10 protein-coding genes and 1 riboswitch are annotated in these 23,841 nt (G+C 52.7%); of the genes, 1 reads left to right on the plus strand and 9 read right to left on the minus strand.

Annotated features, from left to right (window positions below):
- Positions 1-11: 11 nt before the first annotated feature.
- The 3 genes from FJM74_RS08770 to FJM74_RS08780 form a co-directional block, all read right to left on the minus strand.
- Positions 12-9,485, minus strand: a complete 9,474-nt coding sequence (locus FJM74_RS08770) for an Ig-like domain-containing protein (protein ID WP_187262223.1) — start codon at positions 9,483-9,485, stop codon at positions 12-14.
- Positions 9,486-10,560: 1,075 nt separating this feature from the next.
- Entirely contained in the window at positions 10,561-11,526 is a 966-nt protein-coding gene (locus FJM74_RS08775) for a PorP/SprF family type IX secretion system membrane protein (RefSeq protein WP_241739010.1), read from the minus strand.
- Entirely contained in the window at positions 11,526-14,045 is a 2,520-nt protein-coding gene (locus FJM74_RS08780) for a gliding motility-associated C-terminal domain-containing protein (RefSeq protein WP_187262224.1), read from the minus strand. Before FJM74_RS08780 ends, FJM74_RS08775 begins: the two co-directional genes overlap by 1 nt.
- A gap of 613 nt (positions 14,046-14,658) precedes the next feature.
- Here FJM74_RS08780 and FJM74_RS08785 point away from each other — a divergent pair.
- Positions 14,659-15,018, plus strand: coding sequence for a DUF6122 family protein (locus FJM74_RS08785; RefSeq protein WP_187262225.1), 360 nt, complete (start codon positions 14,659-14,661; stop codon positions 15,016-15,018).
- Here FJM74_RS08785 and FJM74_RS08790 read toward each other — a convergent pair.
- From FJM74_RS08790 to rplU, 6 genes are all read right to left on the minus strand, one after another.
- Positions 14,992-15,999 carry a potassium channel family protein gene (locus FJM74_RS08790; protein WP_187262226.1) on the minus strand — a complete coding sequence of 336 codons (1,008 nt, stop codon included), beginning with the start codon at positions 15,997-15,999 and terminating at the stop codon, positions 14,992-14,994. The genes FJM74_RS08785 and FJM74_RS08790 overlap by 27 nt on opposite strands.
- 92 nt (positions 16,000-16,091) lie before the next feature.
- Entirely contained in the window at positions 16,092-16,799 is a 708-nt protein-coding gene (locus FJM74_RS08795) for a DUF3826 domain-containing protein (RefSeq protein WP_187262227.1), read from the minus strand.
- A gap of 320 nt (positions 16,800-17,119) precedes the next feature.
- Positions 17,120-18,073, minus strand: a complete 954-nt coding sequence (gene metF / locus FJM74_RS08800; RefSeq protein ID WP_187262228.1) for a methylenetetrahydrofolate reductase [NAD(P)H] — start codon at positions 18,071-18,073, stop codon at positions 17,120-17,122.
- Between the two features lie 130 nt (positions 18,074-18,203).
- Positions 18,204-21,911, minus strand: coding sequence for a methionine synthase (gene metH / locus FJM74_RS08805; RefSeq protein ID WP_187262229.1), 3,708 nt, complete (start codon positions 21,909-21,911; stop codon positions 18,204-18,206).
- A 76-nt stretch (positions 21,912-21,987) separates the two neighbouring features.
- Positions 21,988-22,095: riboswitch (SAM riboswitch) on the minus strand.
- Positions 22,096-22,757: 662 nt separating this feature from the next.
- Positions 22,758-23,027: a 50S ribosomal protein L27 gene (gene rpmA / locus FJM74_RS08810; RefSeq protein ID WP_187262230.1), complete on the minus strand. Its 270-nt coding sequence runs from the start codon at positions 23,025-23,027 to the stop codon at positions 22,758-22,760.
- 76 nt (positions 23,028-23,103) lie between these two features.
- Positions 23,104-23,412 carry a 50S ribosomal protein L21 gene (rplU, locus tag FJM74_RS08815; protein ID WP_187262231.1) on the minus strand — a complete coding sequence of 103 codons (309 nt, stop codon included), beginning with the start codon at positions 23,410-23,412 and terminating at the stop codon, positions 23,104-23,106.
- Positions 23,413-23,841 lie beyond the last annotated feature (429 nt).

The following is a 23,841-nucleotide window of genomic DNA, read 5'->3' on the forward strand; positions in this document are numbered from 1 at the left end:
TTTTACTGCTATTATCTCATGATCATCACAAAGCCCTTGTACACCTGATCACTGCCATTGCACTGTTTCACTTTTGCAATGTAGTAATAGGTTCCCTCGCTCAGGTTATCACCTGTCCAGTCGTTTTTGTAGTTACTGCTCCGATACACTTCGTTGCCCCAGCGGTTTATGATCGAAACTTCGCTGTTCGGATAATTCCCAAGGTTCTCTACCACCCAGGTATCGTTGTTACCATCGTTATTCGGCGTAAACACGTTCGGGAAAACCAACTCACTGGCAATCAGATCCAGATCAGGCGTAATAGAGACCGACTCGCTCAGACAAACACCGTTGTCCACGACTACCGCTATGGCACCTACACTATTTCCTTCCGGCGCCACCCTGATACGGGTAGTACCCTGCCCTGAAATAACCGACCAGCCTGATGGAACTGACCAATTATAAGTCCTGGCTCCTGCCACAGGCGCTACTTCATAAATAAGGCCCTCACACATGTTGCTCAGATCATTGATCCCATTCACGCTGGCTATCTGCACTCCCCTCACCTCCATGGTAGCGCTCAGGCTGGTACCGCAACTGTTGTGTGCCACAACAGAGATAAGCCCGGAGCTGCTGCCTGCTATTACCTCAATTCGGGTTGTGCCATGCCCTGCGGTTATGGTCCAGCCTTCAGGTAACCTCCAGGTGTAGGAGGTGGCTCTGCTGGCAGCTACCACAGAGTAAGTCAGCTTGCGACCTGCGCATACCTCTACTTCGCCGGTAAGCATACCTGGGGCAGTCGGCTCTCCCGCCACCGGAACAACCGGCAGCGTACTGGCTGAACTAATGCCACATGGGTTACTGGCTCTTACTGATACAACACCCTGGCCACTTCCTACCCGCACTCTGATGCTGGTTGTATGGTGGCCAGCCAGTATAGACCAACCAGTTGGCACGCTCCAGTTATAAGTCATAGCACCTGCTACAGCTGGTATAGAGTACACCACATCCGTACGGCCTACACAAGGCTCCCTATCGCCGGTTATGGCTTCCGGGGCCTGAGGCCTTGGCTGCGCATTCACGGCCAGGATGCTGGGGTCACTGGTGCCGCAGCTATTGCCGGCAGTTACCTTTATTTCGCCTGCTGTTGTTCCTGCTGTCACCTCTATATCCGCGCTTCCTTCTCCGGCCGTAATAATCCAGCCATCAGGCAAATCCCAGATATAATCAGTAGCCCCCTCTACGGGCTCTACACTTATAATAATATTGGTATTACCTGCACAAAGTGGTCCGCTGCTGGTAATGGCTCCCGGCGTAGCTGGTGTGCCTGGCCGCAACGAAACTGCTAACGATCTGGCGTTTGTACTGGCAAAGCAGTCGTTAGCGGCCCTGACGGCTACAGTACCCGGCATTTGCCCTGTTTGAACGGTAATAGCAGCTGTTCCTTCGCCCTCTGTAATCGTCCAGTCGTCTGGCAGGGTCCAGTTATAAGTTAAGCCTGGCACCTCCACTACCGAGTAGACGATCCCCTTAGCATCAGGGCACACTTGCGCCGGACCAGTAATAACGCCTGGCTGCGCAGGGGTAACAAGAGGTACAACGGCTAACGTCACAGACTGGCCTGGGCAGTTGCCCACTCCCCTTGGTGTTACCGTTAGCGTTCTGGCAGTGGTGTTGGTCGGAACATTATAAGTAATGGTGTTGGTAGTTGATGCCGCTACAGCAGTCCAGCCAGGCAAGGACCAGACATAAGACGCAGCACCCTCTACCGGCTCGATGGTGAATGTGACGGTGCTTCCTGCACAATAGGGTCCGCTTGCGGTAATCGCTCCTGGCTCACCAGGCACCACCAGTGGGGTTACGGCCCGTGTTCTGGCATTGCTGGTACAACCTGCTTCATTTGTCGCTGTCACAGAAACTGTGCCTTCTGTTGATCCTACTGTCACACTAATGGTGTTCGTGGTGGAGGCCCCTTCCCAGCCTTCAGGAAGTTGCCAGTTGTAGGTCATTCCTGCCACTGCCGTTACACTGAAAGTAACCTGGTTACCAATACAAAGCAGCGCATTCTGCAGGATGGAAATACCGGAAGGCACTCCTGGCAGCAGTGTGGGTGCAATGTTCAGTGTACTAGGTGTGCTCAGGCAGCCTCCTGCTCCCACGGCTCTTACTGAGATTGTTCTTGCGGTGGTGTTATTAGGCACATTTACTGTAATACTGGTTGTGGTGGATGCCGCTACTGCCGTCCAGCCGGTTGGCAGCGCCCAGGCGTAAGATGCTGCTCCTTCTACTGGGTCAATACTGAAGGTTACCTGGCGCGTAGCGCAGAAAACGCCACTTGCCGAAATATCACCAGGTGCACCCGGTGTGGCAGGATTCACATTCAGGCTGCTGGCAGCACTGGTACAGCCGCCTGTGTTAACAGACACTACTGATACAGTGCCTGCTGTTGCCCCAACAGTTACGGTAATGGTTCTGGTGGTAGAGGTACCTGTCCAGCCTTCCGGAAGTGACCATCTGAAGGTAACGCCTGTTATAGCCGGCACGCTGAGTGTAATCTGGCTTCCGACACAAAGTGAGCCACTTGCTGTAATGGCTCCTGGCGTGGCCGGAGCCGAAACAAGCGTAGCTGCTAAAGTGCGGGCAGTGCCTGTGCAGCCCTCTGCGTTTGCCGCCGTTACGGAGATAGTGCCCCCGACAGTTCCAACAGTAGCTGTAATAGAGGAAGTACCAGCGCCTGACGTAATATTCCAGGTGGCAGGAACAGACCAGTTATAATTCAATCCGGAGATGGAAGGTACGCTCAACGTTACTTCACGGCCTGCACAGAAAGCCCCGCTGGCCGTTATGGTGCCTGGTTGTGCAGGAGCTGCCACTGGAGTAACCGGCAATGTTGCCGGAGATCCCGGGCACCCCTGGGCATTGGCCATGACAGAGACTGTTCCTGATGTTGATCCAACTGTTACGGTAATACTGTTTGTGGTTGAAGTACCGCTCCACCCGCCTGGTAACGTCCAGGTATAAGACGAGGCGCCAGCAACATTATCTACCCTAAAGGTTACCTGATTTCCAACGCAGAGTGAACCTGTTGCCGTGATGGCGCCAGGCATGGCAGGAGCCACAGAAGGATTTACATCTAAGGACCTTACCGGACTGGTACAACCTCCGGCGTTCACAGCTACCACAGATACGAGACCAGCTGTCTCGCCCACTGTCAGGGTGATGCTGCTGGTTGTTGAACTTCCTGTCCAGCCTTCTGGCAATAACCAGTTGTAGCTCATACCAGATACTGCTGGCACACTTAAGGTTACCTGCTGCCCGACACAGAGAGAGCCATTGGCTGTTATATTACCCGGAATGGCCGGAGCCGCAATAAGGGTAGCTGATAAGGTACGGGCTGTGCTAAGACAACCAGATGCGTTTCTGGCTGAAACAGAAACAGTGCCACCGGTAGCGCCAACTGTAACGGTGATACTGTTGGTAGAGGACGATCCAATCCAGCCGGCAGGCAAGGTCCAGTTATAAGTCATTCCTGCCACGGCCGGCACAGAAAGCGTCACCTGGCGGCCTACGCAGAAGGCACCACTGGCGGCGATGGCTCCGGGCTGTGCCGGAAGCCCTACTGGTGTTACGGTCAGTGAGCTGGCAGGGCTGGCGCAGGCACCTACATTTCCGGTACCTGCCGTTACAGACACAGATCCTGCAGCTGTTCCCACTCTGGCTGTCATAGAGGTGCTACCCTGACCTGCTGTAATAGTCCATCCGGTAGGAACTGTCCAGGTATAGTAAGAAGCTCCTGATACGTTGGCTACTGTAAAAACAACCGTCTGCCCCACACACTGTGCCCCATTTGCTATAATGCCACCAGGCTGTGTAGGCGGTACAAACGGCGTTACGTTCAGAGTTCTCGGGCTGCCCGTGCAGCCCGAGCTATTGGAAGCCCGCACCGCGATCGCCCCGCCTGAGGCGCCCACCGTGACGGTGATGCTGTTGGTGGAGGAGGAGCCGGCCCAGCCGGCAGGCAGGGTCCAGCTATAGCTCATGCCTGCCACGGCTGGCACGGAAAGCGTCACCTGGCGGCCTACGCAGAAGGCTCCGCTGGCCGAGATCGTGCCCGGCTGCGCCGGCAGCGCCACCGGCGTCACCGGCAGAGTGCTGGCCGCGCTGGCGCAGGCACCGGCCGCACCAGTGGCCGCCGTCACCGACACCTCGCCTGCGGCTGTTCCCACTCTGGCTGTGACGGTGGTAGTGCCTTGGCCAGCCGTGATCGTCCAGCCCGAAGGCACCGCCCACCTGTAGTAGGTGGCGCCGGAGACAGACGCCACGCTGAAGGTGACACTCTGCCCTACGCACTGCGCGCCGGTGGCCGTGATGGCTCCCGGCTGGACCGGGGTCACAAACGGCGTTACGTTCAGGGTCCTGGCGGTGCCCGTGCAGCCCGAGCTATTGGAGGCCCGCACCGCGATCGCCCCGCCTGAGGCGCCCACCGTGACGGTGATGCTGTTGGAGGAGGAGGAGCCGACCCAGCCGGCAGGCAGGGTCCAGGTGTAGCTCATGCCTGCCACGGCTGGCACGAAAAGCGTCACCTGGCGGCCTACGCAGAAGGCTCCGCTGGCCGAGATCGTGCCCGGCTGCGCCGGCAGCGCCACCGGCGTCACCGGCAGAGTGCTGGCCGCGCTGGCGCAGGCACCGGCCGCACCAGTGGCCGCCGTCACCGACACCTCGCCTGCGGCTGTTCCCACTCTGGCTGTGACGGTGGTAGTGCCTTGGCCAGCCGTGATCGTCCAGCCCGAAGGCACCGCCCACCTATAAGTGGTGGCTCCGGAGACAGACGCCACGCTGAAGGTGACACTCTGCCCCACGCACTGCGCGCCGGTGGCCGTGATGGCTCCCGGCTGGACCGGGGTCACAAACGGCGTTACGTTCAGGGTCCTGGCGGTGCCCGTGCAGCCTGAGGCGTTGGAGGCCCGCACCGCGATCGCCCCGCCTGAGGCGCCCACCGTGACGGTGATGCTGTTGGAGGAGGAGGAGCCGGCCCAGCCGGCAGGCAGGGTCCAGCTATAGCTCATGCCCGCCACGGCCGGCACAGAAAGTGTTACTTGGCGGCCTACGCAGAAGGCGCCGTTGGCTGTAATTGTGCCAGGCTGTGCTGGAAATACGGTAGGTGACACAGGCAAGGTACTGGCTCTGCTTAAACAATTTCCTGACCTGCTGCTGACGGATACTGTTCCTTCCGTTGATCCTACTGTTACGGTTATACTTCTGCCTGTAGAAGCGCCCACCCAGCCCGAAGGCAGGGACCAACTATAAGAACTGGCCCCTGGTACAGCCTCTACGCTAAACACCACCTGCTGCCCCACACAAAGAGGTCCGTTGGCTGTAATTGTTCCTGGCTCTGCAGGAGTAGGAGCAATAGTTATAGAATTGCTTGTTGCTGTTAATCCGTTGCAGGTATTGGTAGCGGTAATGTTTATGTTTCCGGCACCAGTTATCAGTGTTATAGAAGAGGCATCCTGCGATACAAGTGTCCAGTTGGCAGGGTAGTTCCACTTGTAAGAAATACCAGGCACAGGTGCTGCTATTCGGAATATGACCTCTTCACCCGAGCAGGAGTTTCCTTCTCTACTAACTGTTGGTGCGGCAGGCGGTACATTATCTGAAATAGTAATAGCATTGCTAGGCTCACTTGGGCACACAATTCTACCATCCGGCATGGCAACCACTCTAATAGTACCTGTGCCCACTATGAGCTTGATAGAGGTTGCATCCTCAGAAATCAGGCTCCAGTTAGAGGGATACGTCCAGTTGTACGCAACGCCTGCCTCCGGATTAATTACTCTGAACGTAATTTCCGAACCGGCACAGAAACCTCCCTCCGTGGCAATAATTGGAGTTGTCAGCTGCCCTTCTTCCGTAGAGATGGTTAAGGTATTACTGGCAGCACTTTCTATCCCGCAGCCATTAATGGCGGTAGCTGAAATAGCACCTGCTCCAACAAGTAGCCTGATGGAAGAAGCGCCCTTTGATATAAGTGTCCAGCCTGGAGGGAAATTCCACTGATAGGACAGGCCTGCCTCCGGACTGCTGACCCTAAAGGTAACTTCTGAGCCGAGGCAAAGTCCGTTTTCGTTTATAATAGCAGGGGCGGCAGGCGCTGTGTTCCCTGAAACCGTGATGGCATTGCCAATCTCACCAGGCGTACCGCAACTATTCAACGCAGTGGCCGCAATAGCCCCCGTACCCACCACAAACCTGATGGAGGTTGCGTCTTCAGATATAACTGTCCAGTTAGAAGGATAGCTCCAGTTGTAGGTGGCTCCTGCCTCAGGCCTTTGCACCCTGAAGGTTACTTCCGACCCGATGCACAGTGTGCCTTCGCTAACGATGGATGCTATAGCAGGCTGTTCTTCTCCTGAAACAACAATAGCATTGCTTGCCGCACCCGGGGTACCACAGCTATTCAACGCATTGGCTGTAATGGCACCCGCTCTGATTATCAGCCTGATGGAGGATGCATCTTCTGACAAGCGTGTCCAGTTGGCAGGATAGTTCCATTGGTAGGTCAGGCCTGCCTCGGGGCTTATTACCCGAAACGTAACCTCTGAACCGGCGCAAAGGCCTCCTTCGTTGGCTATAGCAGGGGCAGCAGGCAATGTTTCTGTAACGGTAATGGCATTGCTGGAAACACTTTCGCATCCGCCGGCATTCTCTGCCCTGGCCGATATCTCACCCACACCTATCATTAGTCTGATAGACGAGGCACCCTGCGACACAAAGGACCAATTGGCAGGGTAGCTCCAGTTGTAAACCAGCCCGGCCACCGGATTATTTACCCGAAACTCCTGTTCTATACCTGGGCAAAACTCACCACTGCTTACGATAACAGGGGCTTCAGGCACCTCAGAAACAACTAAAGCGTTACTGGCCTCACCCGGGCCACAAATACCACCGGCGGCTCGTGCCGTAATCTCACCAGCAGCTACAGTAAGTGTAATGGAGGTGTTATCTTCTGAAATTAATGCCCAGGTGGTCGGGTAATTCCATTGGTAAGTCTGGCCTGCTTCCGGGTTGGTAATCCGGAAAGTGACCTGATTGCCTGCACACAGATCGCCCTGATTTGCGATTGCCGGCCTGGCAGGTGCCGCTGGAACTACCAGGCTGTTGCTCGGCTCACTTTCGCAACCGGCCCCGTTCTCAGCCCTCACTGAAATCTCTCCGGCTCCTGCCACTACCGTAATAGAAGCGGCATCCTGCGATACAAAAGACCAGTTTGAGGGGTAGCTCCAGTTATAGATCATGCCACCTGCGGGGTTCTCCACGTGAAACATTATCTCTGTGCCCGGGCAAAGCTCTCCGTTGCTGGCAATAACCGGGGTGGCAGGTATTTCCATCACGCCGATTGGTTCTCCCGCCTCTCCGGTACATCCTGCCGCATTTACTCCCCTTGCCCTTATCTCTCCGGCTGCTACTCTTATGCTAATGGAAGAAGCACTTTGCGACACCTGTGCCCAGGTGGCAGGGTAATCCCACTGATAAGTTACGCCTGTTTCAGGGCTCACAATCCGGAAGGTCACTTCTGTGCCCGGGCAAAGGGCTCCTTCTATGGCAACAGCAGGTGCAAGCGGTCTTTCTGTAACAGTTACCGTATTGCTTGGCACACTCACGCAGCCCGATGCATTTACGGCCTGTGCCGTTACATTGCCAGCTCCTGCCACCAGCGTAATAGTTGAGGCCGCTCTCGATACAAAGGTCCAGCCTGCCGGATAATTCCATTGATAGATCATCCCGGCTTCCGGGCTGGCTACCCTGAAAGTTACCTGATCGCCTGCGCAGGGTATGCCATCGCTTTGAATAACAGGTGCTGCTGGCGGCACACCAGACACCATAATAGGCTCACCCGGTTCACTTGTGCAGCCAAGCGCCATGGAGGCGGTAACAGTAGCACGAACTTCGCCAGCACTATTGGGCAACAGCCGGATAGACGACGCACCGGTCTCGATTACCTGCCAGCCGGCCGGGTGCACCCATCGGTATATCATGCCTGCCACTGGCTCCACAATCCGGAAGGTAATTTCGCCCCCAATACATAAGTTGCCTTCGCTTGCAATTACTGCGGCAGGTGGCACGGCAGATACGGCAATCTGTTCGCTTACACTGGTTCTGTTACAGGCGTTTGTGGCGGTTACGCTCACCGGGCCCGGGCTCGAGGTAATAAAGGATACAGAGGAAGCACTCTGCGCCACGATGGTCCAGTCGGCTGGCCGGTTCCAGCGGTAGTTGATGCCTGCCTCCGGATTAGTGATGCGGAAGGTTATCTGGCTGCCTGTGCAAAGGCTGCCTTCGCTGGTGATGAGCGGCGTAAGGGGAATGGCGTTAGGGCTTACCGAAATAAAGCTTCTGGGCGCAGCTCTGAGGCCACTGCCACAAACGTTGCCGCCAAAAACTGTTACCTCTCCGGTTCCGGTTCCTATGGTTACTTCTATGGATGTTTGTTCGGCATTGAGCGGCACCCAGTTCCAGCCTTGTGGCACCTCCCAGGTGTATGAGGTGGCCCCAGCAATAGAGGGTATGCTGAACCTTACTTTGCTTCCCTGGCAAACGTAGGTGCCAGGCGCATTGGTGGAGATGGTGCCAGCGGCAGGAGGTGTCACACAAATATCCCGCGTGGCGCTGTTATTGGCCGGATTGTTATCAGTGCCGTCGCCAGTGGCAGCAATACTAACGGTAGAAGCGCCAGGTAAATCAAGCCTGATGTTGACTGTGAATGTGATCAGCTGTTCAGGGTTCAGCGTGCCTATATTCCAGGTGTAGTTATAGGTGGAGCTGTTGTTAATGCCGGGTATAATCAGATCGGCCGTCACGTTTGTTTCCTGGTCCGGCCCTCTGTTTTCAACCAGGTAGGTGTAGCTCAGGATGGTGCCGTAAGGAATAGCTTGCCCTGGTGTAAGGGGTGCCCCGTTCATCGTGACCTGCAACGAGACACGCAGATCAGCCGTATGGTTGCTGGCCTGTGCAGCAGCCTGCATAATCCTTTGCGCCAGGGGGGCAGTTACTCTGTTAAGGCCGGAAGGTTTCGTGCTGCTCCTGGCTATGATATTTGCAGGCAGCGTTGCCCGGGCTTCCGCTTTTACCTCACCATCCACTACCCAGAAAACATCAGATGCCTGAGCACCTCCGGCCAGTTGCACGCTGGCTTTTTCTGTTATAAACAAATCGCCGGCAACCTGAATAACGGTTGGGCTACCTGCCCCGGAGGTAAAAGTAAGCGGACCATCGAGGTAGGCAGGCCCTGCTACTTTGTAGGCACCCGCGGCCAGGGTTTTGTTTCCTAGACCGGAACCGGCAATAATTTTCTGACCTGGTATGCCTGTGGCCGTGTCAGCTGCCATGGCAGCAAAGCTGGCTGTGTTCAGGCCACCATCAAGCACACTTTTGTCCTGCTCTTGCTCTCTGCTTACGGCTGCTATTGGCTCATTATCGCTAAGAACACCTTCAAAGTCAGGTGCCATGTGCGCAGTACCTGCAAGAGAAACCAGACAGAAGCCAACCATGTACAAGATGGCTTTACTTGAAAAAATGTTCATGAATAACTGTAGAATTTTGTTATAATATCTTACTTAATGGTTGTGTCGAATTTGGCTTTAGGCAATACCCTTTTGCTGAAAGAGGATTATATAGCAAATTAAAAATATTAAATGGAGTTACAATATTATATCAAAATGGGCCAATATGAAAAAAATAATTTTTTATATGGCTATCCTTTTCCTCCGAAAAATATATTTTTCTTATAGCCGATTAAAACAATAGCAGGCAATTATTTAGCTCTATGGGTTTAGCAGCGTACTAATCTGTTTAAAATGTTTAACTTACCTGGACAAGCCAGAGCGCTAACACTTGTTAGCAGGGGTTCGGGATTCATAGAACTTTTCTGAAAAGCGCTTTACAATAAAAAATCTATATGCTGGCTGGCAGCTGCAAATTAAGCTTAAAAGAAGCGACAACTGCTACAACAATAAAGATAAGAAGTTCACCCAGCATTTTAGCACTTATCAAATTTCATTTTATGGCTGAAATTAGGAAAAAAGCAGGATAGCGTACCACCCCGACGGCAAAATTGTTTTGCTGCCCTTCCTTTTGAAGTACCTGCTATAAGGTATGTTTGCTTATTGGACTGAACAAGAACCTGAAGCCGCAACGGTATTTGCATACGGCACGGGGAGCAACAGCTCAGGAGGGCCGATTTTATTCTAATAATTGATGATTGTTGAATGTTGGTTGCTGATAATGAATGGGTTAATTGTTAAATAGTTGATCTTGAAACTGCCACACCCTCAGTTGGGCGCAGTTTCTGATTACGCCCAGAAAAGTCCTGTGTCTTGGCCCTGTGTTTTGTGTCCTTCTTAAAGAACAGCAAAGCACTCCGGAGGGGCAAATTCATTAGAATAATTGGTGCAGAGCAGGCGTGCGTATATATTTCAGAAGGAGGGGTAACAAACAAAGCCCCTGCCACTGAATATTCAGGAGGCAGAGGCTTCGTAAAAAAGGTGCCTTATGTACTATGCGGCAGGTACTACAGGGAGCAGCTTACCAAACCCACTGCGGACAAATTATTCTGCGGTCGTTCAGCAGTTTAAATCCAACCACAATCTCGTGCGTACCGGCGCTTACGCGGTTGATGTTAGAAGTAGTGGCATCGTAGGAATACGACACATCGAGCAAGGGGCTCACATAAACGCCCACCATGGCTACCAGGGCATCTCGCTGCCGATATCCGGCCCCCACCCAGAAACGCTGGTCGTACATTACCCGCACATTCCCATCTATAGAGACAGGACTTGGTCCGGCCATTTTAACCATAACCGACGGAATGACATCGAGGGTGCTGGTAGCGTTCCAGCGGTAACTGCCGGTGGCGAAATAATGCCGCTGGAGCCCCAGCGCTGCACGCTCTTCTTCAGGAGCCCTAAAGCCGCCAGCATCTTCGAGCAGCTGCGCACCAGCAAAACCTACCGAAAAGTTCTTCGAATACACCCACAGCCCCAGGTTCAGGTCGAGCATGTTGCGGTTAATGTTGCCACCGCCAACCAAGGGGTCGTTAGGGTTGGTAAACTCCAGTTCGTTTGCATTCAGAGAATTCCGGATCAGGCCGGCCGATGCTCCTGCCGACACGTTGATCTTGTTTGTGATTGGCAGGTGGTAAGCATAGGACCCGGTAAGGCCTGTGCGCCGCAGCGGACCGGTCTGGTCGGTGTGCAGCAGCACTCCCACGCCATGGTGCGCCAGGGCCTTGTGGTATTTGTTGCTGGCTGCCCCCTTGTTCAGGGGCATGTGCCCCGATACGTAGTAGGTGACAGGTGCTCCATCGAGCCCCATCCATTGCCTTCTGTTGCTTACTCTTATGTCTGCGTAATCTTCTATGCCGGTAATAGCGGGGTTCAGAATGTAGTTATTCACCATGTACTGGCTGTACTGGGGGCGCTGTTGTGCTACAGCCTGCACTGCAACGGCTGCCAAAGCGATCAAAAGCAGGAGCGGCTTTCTCATTTTCATTATCTGATAATAGTCACGTTGCCAGAGATGGGCCTCTCTATGCTGTTGAGGTAAATGATGTAGTAGTAAGTAGCCACTGGCAGGTCAGAGCCATTGTAGGTGCCATCCCAGGGGATGCCATAGCCGGTAGAGGTGAATATTTTGTTACCCCAACGGTTAAAGATCTCCACGCGCGCATCAGGGTAGTTGCTGATATTCTCAATCTCCCAGACCTCGTTTACGCCATCTCTGTTCGGGGAAAAGGCGTTTGGTGCTTTAATGGCCGGGATCACGGTAACGGTTACAGTGTCGGTATCAACACAGCCCAGCTCGGTGGTAATGGTCAGGGTGTAGGTAGTAGTCTCCTGAGGCCGTGCTACCGGGTTCCGAACAGCAGGGTTGCTCAGGCCTTCGGCAGGCTCCCACAGGTAAGTGCCATTGTTGCCGGCTCCCGAGCCACGCAGTTCTGCAGGCCGCCCCTGAATGATGGTTACGTCGTCTCCGGCGCTGGCCTGGGCGTTAGTTACCGTTACGTTAATGGCGACACGTGGGCTGGCACATCCGGCGCTGTTCACGGCTTCTACATAAATAACCGAGCTGCCGATGCCCTGCACCTCATGCGAGGCTCCTTCGCCGCGCGGCGTGCCTCCCGTAGCCACATCGTACCACCGGTAGATGAGGCCCGGCTCCGGCGTTACCTGCAGCACGGCCACGCTGTCTAAACACACAAACGCATCTCTGCCCCCCTGTACAGTAGGCGTGCGGGGCGATTCCTGTACATTTACTTCTACTACATTAGAGGCCAGTTCGCAATCGCCTGAGGTAACCACTCTTCTGAACCACGACCTGCGGCTCAGGCTGGTAACTTCGTAATCCTGCTCGGTGTTGGTGCCTGGAGCGGCGCTAAAACCAGTGGAGTCGCTGGCGATGCTTACCTGCCACAGATAGGTGTAGCCTGAATCGCCGTTGCCAAAGATAGAGAAGCTGCTCTGGCCTGTACACACATTGCCGGTGTTGTCAGTAGAGATCATATTGTCGATAGGCGGCGTTACGGTAATGTTCAGGGCAGTATATTCGTCGCTCAGGCAGCCGATCTGGTTAATAGAGCGCACATAATAGGTGGTGCTCGCAACGGGGGCCGGCATGGTTAGCACCAGCCCGGGAGGCGCTACAGGCGTAGTAATATTATTTGGCGAATCGAAGGCTATGTAGCCTGGTCCGGCACCTGTTGGCCGAACCGTAATAAAGCCTCCTTCGCAGGTAGAAATATCGGGGTTGGCAATAACTGGCTTGCCCGGAATGGCATAAATGGTCACCCTTTGCGGCTGTGGGGTCTGTGGCTGATCGCTGGTTCCGCACTCGTTCGTGACCCGGGCGCTAATGGTGTAGGTGCCCGGCGTGGTGAACGGAATGGAAGGAGCTTCTTCTGTGGAAACCAGGCTCCCGTTTACATACCATTCGTAGGAAACAGTGTTGCCAAAGTTGGTGTCTATCTGCACGCCGCTCGACTGGTTGTAGGTAATGGTGGTGTCGCCGCAAGCTTCTATTTCGGCAGGCAACTGCACCGAAGGCCAGCCCACCACAAAGCTTTGCTCGGTAGTGTCTGTGCCGCAGCCATTCTCCACAATCAGCTGGATCTGGAACTGGCCGGGTATGGTGAACCTTACCTGCAGCGTATCTTCTTCCAGGCTTTCTCCCATTATATATTCCCAGCCACCTATATTTGCCTGGTCCAGCACTTCCCATTTGTAGGTCAGGTTGGCCCCGCTGGAGCTGTCGCCCACCGATACAATGACCGGGGTACAGCTTTGCGGCGTGCCTTCCGGTTGCTTATCTAGGTTAAAGTGTGCTTTTGGTTTCTGGGTGTAGCTAAACACCTGCTCCCAGGAAGCTACGCATCCACTTGGCCCAGTGGCGGTAACACGGACAGTATATTCCCCGAACTCACTGTATGTAGGGCTTTCCAGCGGGAAGTCGCCCGAAGCAATTGTTTGGGCAGGGTCGCCGTTTCCCCAGTTCACAGAGTATGTCGTGATGACATCCTGGTACTGCTGCGCTGCTGTGTTGATGATGGTAAAGGTAGTGTCTGTGGCAGTAACCGTATCGGGCAAACAGATTACAAAATTCTGGTCAGTATTTTCATCCGCGAAAGATAATTCCGGCACCTCCCGCACATACACCGTACGCTCAAAAGGATCCGAATCTATGTTGTTGGCTGTAGCGATAACCGAAACAATATAAGCCTGCGGATCTGGATTTAGCCCCGGCAAATTGTACGCATGCTTTATGGTGGTACCGAACCTGATGGGAGAATCATCTCCAAAATTCCACGAATACACGGTTCCGGCCTCTGGGTTAGTGATGGCAAACTCTATCGTATCTCCGGCGCAAACCCCTTGTACAGGATCAGTAGCTCTGGGAGGATTTATAACTTGGAAGTTAGGCGGGTCGACAACTAATGTATTTGCCCCCAGCTGCACCACAGTCGCGAGCATCAGCAACACAAGTAAATAAACAGGCTTAGGTAATAATAAGCGCATCAGGCCAGAATTAAAGATTGATTTATAAGCTGCAACGATTCCATAACGCTGAATTGGCAAAATTATGATTATCCTTAAATAAAGAATGTGTTACAGGAGGCAGGCTGTTAATTTCCCTTATTTCAAATTATTACAATTCTGCATTCGGCCGGAAACCCACGCACTGTATGTCAGCTTTTGCCATACCAGACAAATGATAAGCAGACTGTGTGCATTTTGTTCAGCACAGGCTCTACTACCAGAGGCAAAAATTATGAAATTTTGATCGTATTAACAACATCTTTAACTACAGCGGCCTTTTTAGTACCATTTTTAGTTGCTCGTTACTTGCAGCCTACAGGCTCAGTTTCAGGTTATGGGGCTAACCGCTTCAGCTACTGCCGGAGGCTGGCAGAAGTTTGTGCCTGAAATGTACAATAGTAATGCTTTGGAGCAGGCCTGCTTTCAGGAGGCGGCCCCATACGCTCCAGAAGAAATTATGCTAATGCTTTTACTCCTCCGGAGGTATTTGCTGCTGCTGCTGACAGACTTAGCTGGCTGACTTTAGCACTGGTTCTTTTACAGCAAACAAAACAGCGGCGGGCGCAGTATGTAAGCCAAACGAATTAGCACCATGACTTTCAGCTTTGCCTTACATCTTTTCTTCCATCTGGCAGTGCCCGCTGCTGTGGCGTGGCTATTTTATCGCGACCAATGGCAACGCGCTACGCTTCTCATGCTCGCCGGGCTGCTCATAGACCTGGATCACCTGGCCGCTACCCCGATTGTGGACCCTGACCGTTGCAGTGTGGGCTATCATTTTTTGCACAGTTACTGGCTTAGTGCCGTGTACCTGGTGCTTGCCATTATACCAGCCACCCGGCTGGTCGGGCTAGGGCTCGTGATCCATATTGTGCTGGACACAGGGGAGTGCATAAAGCAGGGCAACCTGATCCTGCCACAGCTATCAGAATTTGGAGCTATACACCTGTAACCAGTTCCAGCCTGCGTTTGCAAGGAGTCTGGCATATACCCTCCGGATCGCCGGAAGGTCCTGATTGTCGGAACTGTTATGGTTACTTTGCAAGGGAATTCCAGCCTCTTTCAGCAGCGACAGGTCGGGCTGGGGCAGCGAAGCATTCTCCTTCAGTTCATAAATTTCATTTACGGTATTTCTGTAAAACTGTAGCGACTTTTGCAGCATGTGCAGCTCCTTGTCGTTTGGCCGGGCACCCTCTGCCACGGCATGTACCATTAAAGTAAGGGCTTCGTTAAGCATGGCTATGCTTATAACCACCGACTGCTTGGGCTCCTTGCTGTGGAAGTAATGGATGATGGGGTAGACCAGGTGATTCTGAGTGTATTGCAGCAGCATGGTGGTAAGGTCGGCGCCATGGCTCAGGAATCTGGAAAAGTCTTTGCCATTCCAGCTGTTGATCAGGATTTGCTGCGGCGTGTCTCCGATGGCATTGATAAACACGGCCAGTGTTTTCTGGGAGTTGACAGCCGAGAGCACCGGAATAAAATAGGTAATGGATACGGTGATCAAAGCCAGGCCCAGAAACGAGAAAACGGAAGCCAGCACCAGCCAGGGCATGCCGTTAGGCTGAAAATCGCCGTTGCCCATGGTAGACAGCACATAGCCGGCGAAGTAAAATTTCTCCCAGGAGCTAGCCACCGCCCCCGAAGAACTGTGCAGCACCGAAACAGGGGAGGACTGCAGAACCAGAAACAAACCCAGCCAGATACCAGCCAGCCAGATCATAAATATCGTAATTAAGATGGTGTATCCCGCGTGCGGCAGCAGGGCTGATCTCCCGTTGCCATTTGCAAGCTTCAGGAAAACAGTCCAGATTACTTTAGAGACAGATTTAGTTATTAATCCGCCTCCCTGCAAAGAAAGCGTTGTTTTTACAAAATCCTGCAGAATAAGCCCCAGGCAGAGCAAGCCACCAACTAATGTTATTGCATTCATCTTATATCATAGCCCTCCAGTCTGCCAATCATGCCCTTGTGAACATGGTTGGCAGACTTATATATATGAAATAGGCTATTATACGAAAAAACTTACTTTGCCGCTTTAGCTTTTTGTTCGGCTGCTTTTCTGGCTTTAATTTCGTCGGTATAGGCTTTGTACATTTCTCTCCAGTTGCGCCCGTTAGTGTTCAGGTAATTTTCGGCTTTGGTTTTGTAGATTTCGAAAATGGCGGATATCTGGTTCATGTTCTTATAATCTACTGCCTGCTCACGGGCCTGCTTCAGGAAACCCAGAATGGTTGCCTCCTCCTCCGGCGTCAGGTTCGGCACTATTTCACGGTAGGCTTTCATAGTGAAAGGTACTTTGCCTACGGTATACTTGTCTAGTATGGCTTCCACCTGCTCCTCGCTTAAGTCTTTCCGGAGGCCCGCCATCAGGTTCTCATGCACAGATTGCGGCATGGCAGAATTGGCAATTACCTGGCGGTCCAGGTCGCTAAGGCGATTGCCGGTAACCGGATTTATGCCAGCCGGTACGGTGGTATAGGGATGCTCGTTATGCCAGTCGCGTATTGTTTTCAGGTGGGTTGCCACTACCTCCTGCAGCCGCGCCTCTTTGGCAGCATTTTTCAGATCTAGCGAGCCTACCCATTCGGCAGCCTTTTTTTCCTGGTCAGTATCCGATTTTGACTTAGCAGCGGCCCTTGTGTTCGCTTTGGCCGTGCCCTGGCCTTGAGCAAACGAAGGAATCACAAGAAGGGTAAGAAGCGAGGCACAGATAAAAATCAATTTTTTCATGAGGAGAAGGATTTACATAGGATTAACCAGTTGAAATATAGCCATTATAAATTCCATCTCCGCACCAACATCTGCTCAACCGGCTGCACAAGCCGCTCAAACAGGATATTTCTTATCTAAACAAGGAGTTGAACCCGCTAACGGATACACCGCAAGCAAATTGATGAAGGGCATCGCACATCAGGTTTGCTATATATAACCATATACTTCATAAAGCTGCCATTTAATTGTTAGCCTGTTCTTCTGCAGGAGTTGGGCGCTAAACAACAAAGGCTATGGCACGAGCCATAGCCTTTATTTAAACCTGCTTTCTATGCCTGCTAAAACAGGGCTTCGGCAACTTGCCTTACAGAGCCTGAACGGCCCATGGAGTAATAGTGGAGGCACGGTACGCCAAACTCCATCAAGCCTTTCGACTGCTGAATGGCCCACTCTACTCCCACCTGCGTAACTTCTTTGTTGTCTTTGCAGGCCTCTACCGCCTCCGCCAGTTCGCACGGAATATCTATGTGGAAGAAGTTTGGTAGTGCAGAGAGTTGCGACTTGGTCGTGAGTGGCTTCAACCCCGGAATTATGGGCACGTTTATGCCTTCCTCGCGGCAGAGATTCACAAAGTTGATGTATTTCTGGTTGTCGAAAAACATCTGCGTTACGATATAGTCAGCTCCCAGTTCAATTTTCTTCTTCAGCCAGCGCAGATCGGCCTTCAGGTTGGGCGCTTCGGAATGCTTTTCGGGGTAGCCAGCCACGCCAATGCAGAAGTCGGTGCTGTTCTTGAAGGTTTGCTCATCATCTAGGTATCGGCCGTTGTTCATGTTCACCACCTGGTCTATCAGCTCGGTGGCATAGGCGTGGCCACCTGGCTCCGGCGTGAACCGCGACTCGTTTTTCACGCAGTCGCCGCGGAGCACCAGCACATTGTCGATACCCAGAAAGTGCAAATCTATAAGTGCATTTTCGGTTTCTTCTCTATTAAAGCCACCGCAGATCAGGTGAGGCACTGTGTCTACTTTGTAGTAGTTCTGGATGGCCGCACAGATTCCTACGGTGCCAGGCCGCTTGCGGGTAGTGATCTTCTCGAGCAGGCCGTTCTCCCGCTGCTTGTACACATACTCCTCGCGGTGGTAGGTCACGTCTATGAAAGGCGGCTTAAACTCCATCAGCGGATCGATGTGGTCGAACAGGGTACGCATGTTCTCTCCTTTCAGTGGAGGCAGTATTTCGAAGGTAAATAAGGTTTTCTGAGCGTTATTAAAATGTTCCGTTACTTTCATGTATATATTTCGGGTGATGGCGTATCATGTATCACGTAGCACGATACACGACTTCTGTTCATGGAAACTGCTGCCAAAGTATATGTTGTCGCAATACGTGCTACGTGATACGTGCTACGATAAAGTCAAATTAAGCTGGTTGCTGCACTGTTGTTGGATCGTAGTTGAGAACGGGCGATAACCAGCGCTCCAGTTCTTCCTGTGGCATGCCTTTGCGGCGGGCAATGTCGGCTACCTGGTCTTCGCCGATTTTGCCGAGGCCGAAATAGCGCGACTCCGGATGCGAGAAGTACAGACCGCTAACCGAAGAGGCCGGGTACATGGCCAGGTTCTCCGTCAGGATAATGCCGGTCTGCTCCTCTGCCTTCAGCAGGTTAAAGAGTGTGATCTTCTCGGTATGGTCGGGGCAGCCGGGGTAGCCTGGCGCCGGCCGTATGCCTTGGTACTGCTCCTTTATCAGTTCGTCGTTTCCGAGTTGCTCGTCAGGTGCATAACCCCACAGCTCTTTCCGCACTTTGGCGTGCATGAGTTCTGCAAAGGCTTCTGCCAGGCGGTCGGCCAGGGCTTTTACCATAATAGAGCGGTAGTCGTCGTGGTCTGCTTCGTACTTCTCTATCAGCTTCTCTATACCGAAACCTGCCGACACGGCAAAACCTCCTATATAATCCTGCACACCTGTTTCTTTGGGAGCCAGAAAATCAGAGAAAGCCATGTTTGGTACTTTAGCGCCTTTCTTGCCCTGCTGGCGCAGTGTGTGGAACTCGGTGAGCAGGTTTCCACGTGAATCGTCGGCATAGACCTCAATGGTGTCGTCGGCCTCTACGTTGGCCGGATAGAAACCGACCACCGCACGCGCCTCCAGGAGCTGTTCATCTACAATTTGCTGCAGCATTTCCTGCGCATCGGCAAATAATTTGGTTGCCTCAGCTCCCAGTTCCGGGTCGTTCAGGATCTTAGGGTACTGGCGCTTGAGCTCCCAGGTGTGGAAAAACGGTGTCCAGTCAATATAAGGCACGATCTCATGAAGCGGGAAATTTGTAAATACCTTGTTGCCCAATAAGTTTGGCTTCACGGGCTGCGATGCCTGCCAGTCTACCTTGAACTTGTTGGCTCTGGCCTCTGCTATCGTGGCGAAGGCGCGATCTTTGGTGCGACCGTGGTGGTCTTCGCGGAGCTTCTGGTATTCGGCGCGTATTTCAGCTTCGTAGGTTTCGTGGCTGCTGCTGAGCAGGCTGCTCACTACGGTTACGCTGCGCGAGGCGTCGTGCACGTGTACGACAGGGCCACTGTACTTCGGCGCGATTTTCACAGCGGTGTGAATACGCGAGGTGGTAGCGCCGCCGATCAGCAACGGAATTTTCAGGCCACGTCGTTCCATCTCCTGTGCCACGTAGGTCATCTCGTCCAGAGAAGGCGTAATTAAGCCGCTCAGGCCGATAATATCTACTTTCTGTGCTTCTGCCTCTGCCAGTATTTTGTCGAGGGGCACCATTACGCCCATGTCTATTACTTCGTAGTTGTTGCAGGCGAGCACCACCCCTACAATGTTTTTGCCGATGTCGTGCACGTCGCCTTTCACGGTTGCCATCAGAATGGTACCAGCCGTCGACTTCGAGGTGTCGGATGCCAGTTTCTCCTTCTCCATGAAGGGCAGCAGGTAAGCCACGGACTTCTTCATCACGCGGGCGCTCTTCACCACCTGGGGCAGGAACATCTTGCCGGCTCCGAACAAGTCGCCCACTACCGACATGCCAGCCATTAAGGGGCCTTCAATCACGTCGAGTGTTTTGATGGCTTTCTGTCGGGCTTCTTCGGTGTCTTCGTCGATAAACTCCACAATACCTTTTACCAGTGAGTGCTTCAGGCGCTCCTCTACCGGTGCATCGCGCCAGGCATTATCTGCTCCGGAGGCTGACTTGCCTTTGCCTTTCACGGTTTCGGCATAGTTTACCAGTTTTTCGGTGGCATCGGGGTGACGGTTAAAGATCACATCCTCGATCAGGTCGCGCAGCTCCAGCGGAATTTCTTCGTAAATGCCCATCATGCCGGCATTCACAATGCCCATGTCCATGCCAGCTTGTACGGCGTAGTACAGGAACACGGTGTGCATGGCCTCCCGCACCAGGTCGTTTCCTCTGAAGGAGAAGGACAGGTTACTCACCCCACCGCTTACCAGGGCATGCGGCAGGTTTTCTTTGATCCAGCGCACCGAATCGAGGTACTCCACCGCATAATTGTTATGCTCTTCTATACCAGTGGCAATGGCTAATATGTTTGGGTCGAAAATGATGTCCTGTGGCGGGAAGCCTACTTCGTCTACCAGAATGCGGTAAGAGCGGCCGCAGATTTCCTGGCGACGTGCCAGCGTGTCGGCTTGTCCCTGCTCATCAAAGGCCATCACGACCACCGCTGCGCCGTACTGGCGCACCTTGCGGGCGAGTTTCCGGAAAGCGTCTTCGCCTTCTTTTAAGCTGATGGAGTTTACAATGGATTTGCCCTGCACGCATTTCAAACCGGCTTCTATCACACTCCATTTAGAGGAGTCGATCATGATAGGTAGCTTGGAGATGTCGGGCTCGGAGGCGATGAGGTTGAGGAAGTTGGTCATGGCCTGCTCCGAGTCGAGCATGCCTTCGTCCATGTTCACGTCGATGATCTGAGCTCCGCCCTCTACCTGCTGACGGGCAACGGCGAGCGCCTCTTCAAACTGACCTTCTACAATAAGGCGGGCAAATTTGCGGGAACCGGTTACGTTGGTGCGTTCGCCCACGTTTACAAACAGCAGTTCCGGCGTAATGGTAAGTGGCTCCAAACCGCTGTAGCGCGGTAATGGCTCTATAACAGAGGGTTTACGTGGCGTGTGTTGGGCAGCCAGTTCGGCAATGCGCCTGATGTGCGATGGCGTAGTGCCGCAACAGCCCCCGAGTATGTTCACCAGCCCTTCCTGCAGGTACTCCTCCACAATGGCTCCCATTTCGTCGGCTGTTTCGTCGTAGCCACCGAAGGCGTTTGGCAGACCGGCGTTCGGGTAGGCACTAATATAAATATCGGAGATGCGCGATAGTTCCTGGATGTGGGTTTTAAGCTGACGTGCGCCCAGGGCGCAATTAAAGCCAACACTCACGATAGGTGCATGTGAGATCGAGTTCCAGAAAGCCTCCACCGTCTGGCCTGACAAGGTACGGCCGCTGGCATCGGTAATGGTGCCGGAAACCATGATCGGCAGTTTCTTGCCACCATCTATCACAAACTGTTCGGCCGCAAAAAGAGCCGCCTTGCAGTTCAGGGTGTCAAACACGGTTTCGATGAGCAGCACATCGCAGCCGCCTTCTACCAGCCCTTTCACCTGCTCGTAATAAGCCTCCACCAGTTGGTCGAAGGTGATGGCGCGGTAACCGGGGTTGTTTACATCCGGAGAGAGAGACGCCGTGCGGTTGGTGGGGCCGATGGCGCCCGCCACTAAACGCGGCTTGGCCGGATTTTTGGCGGTTACTTCATCTGCTGCCTCGCGCGCAATGCGGGCCGACTCGTAGTTGAGCTCGTACACGATGTGCTCGAGGTGGTAATCGGCCATTGCGATGGTGGTGCCACTAAAGGTGTTCGTCTCTATGATGTCGGCGCCAGCCTCCAGGTAATCGAGGTGGATCTGCCTGATTATATCGGGGCGGGTAAGCGAAAGCAGGTCGTTGTTGCCTTTCAGGTCGCTGGGGTGGTCTTTAAAGCGGTCGCCCCGGAAGTCTTGCTCCTGTAGCTCGTACCGCTGAATCATGGTACCCATGGCGCCGTCGAGCACCAGTACGCGCTCCTGCAGCAGCTTGTAAATAGGATGGTTTTTCATGTGTTGGTGTCTCTCTTCTCTTGTTTCTACAGCCGTTATCGCTTATCAAGAAGGACACCCGAAGGAAGGATGCACAGTCTTATCTTCCCTGGCTATGGTTACCAGGAGGGAGTTAGCACCTTGGCATCACCCAAGGTTGCTAAGACGTCGACGGGCCCTGTCCCTCAGTCTTTCTTGATAAGAACCTGCAAGGTAAGCAGATATTTGGAAGAAATGAAATTTTCAGGCTAACAACTTATGATTTTTAGTAGCTCAAAGGGAGGTTCAGCATTTTCGCCGCAATTTGAGTGAGCGGGATAAAGGAGCAGCAGGCTGTTTGGAGGGGGAATTATTCGAATGAAAATGGCCCTCCAGAGCTCATCTTGCAGGGAAAGCAGGTCGCTGGTGCGCGCTTGCCGCTTGTACCAAATGTGCTAAAAAGAACTGATCTATAACAAGTTGCTTTGGCCCATTCTGGCAAGGCTTGATAGGAAAGTACGAGCGGCAAGCGCGCACCAGCGCAAAATTCAGGAAACAGAAGCCTTATTTTCCCCTACAAGATGAGCTCTGGAGGCCTTTTTGGACATAAGACACAAGACGCAGGACACAGGATTTTTCTTCCTCGCTGGGCGGTTTCAGACTACGCCCGGCGGTAGCTATTAATCAGTTGTGTTTCCTCATTAAGCTCCCGCTCCAAACCAATCATTTAACAATGCGGCGATTTAACAATTAACAGCCAACCAGCAGCAACCAGCAATTATTTGAATGAAAACAGCCCTACCGAGCCTCCGCTGCCGCTGCACAAACAAAAAAGGGATGCCAGATGGCATCCCTTTTTTGAATTGCAACTGCCGAAGCAGTGCAAGATTAGGCTTCCGCTTGTGCTTTAGGAAGTACAGACACGAAAGAACGATCTTTTCTTCCTTTTCTGAACTCAACTACGCCATCTACCAGAGCAAACAGGGTATGGTCTTTACCGATACCTACGTTTTGGCCTGGGTGGTGCGCAGTGCCTCTTTGTCTTACAATGATGTTACCAGCGATGATATCCTGGCCACCATAAATCTTAACACCAAGTCGTTTGGAATGCGATTCGCGACCGTTGTTAGAACTACCAGCTCCTTTTTTGTGTGCCATTTTCTTTAACTATTTAGTTCAGGCTGTTGCCAGACCCGAAAATTTTCAAAACGATTAAATTCTTCTTACTGCTTGCTTATCCAATGCTCTCGATCAGGACCTTGGTGAAGTGCTGGCGGTGACCATTCTTCTTGCGGTATCCTTTTCTTCTCTTCTTTTTGAAAACGATAATTTTATCGCCTTTCACGTTGCCAAGGATTTTGCCGGTTACTTTAACGCCGTCTACGAAAGGAGCGCCTACAGTGATTGTGCCATTATCATCGGTAAGAAGAACATTGGTGAACTCAACGGCGTCACCATCGTTGCCGGAAAGCTTGCTAGCGTAGATAAACTTGCCGTTTTCTACTTTGGTCTGTTGACCTGCGATTTCTACAATTGCGTACATCAGCTTCAATGTATAATTAAAATTTTAGTCTGCAAAAGTACGGCACTATTTCGTATTATGCAAACACTTGTGCCTTAATTTGTTTTATAGCAGTTTTGCACTGTTATACACACAGATGTGGATAACGATGTTGAAATCCACGACACAAAAATTTAGACACCCAAAACAACGGTGTAAGAACCTGAACAACAGGTGTATATCCCAAAATATCGAGTTGTGAGTTGTCCACAAATTAGCGCTGCCCCTCTGCCGACTCCCGTAACAACACCTGCTCCGGGCTCCATAACGATTTGTATTATCGCAAGGCATGAGCCTGTTATATTATCTTACTGTTATGCTTTCATGGTATTTTCTTTAGCTGATAGAGCTGTTGCTGCCCGGCCTCAAGGTATTCACACATGAAAATATAAACAATTGCAGATGTTTATA

Source organism: Pontibacter beigongshangensis, from assembly GCF_014332515.1.
GTDB lineage: Bacteria > Bacteroidota > Bacteroidia > Cytophagales > Hymenobacteraceae > Pontibacter > Pontibacter beigongshangensis.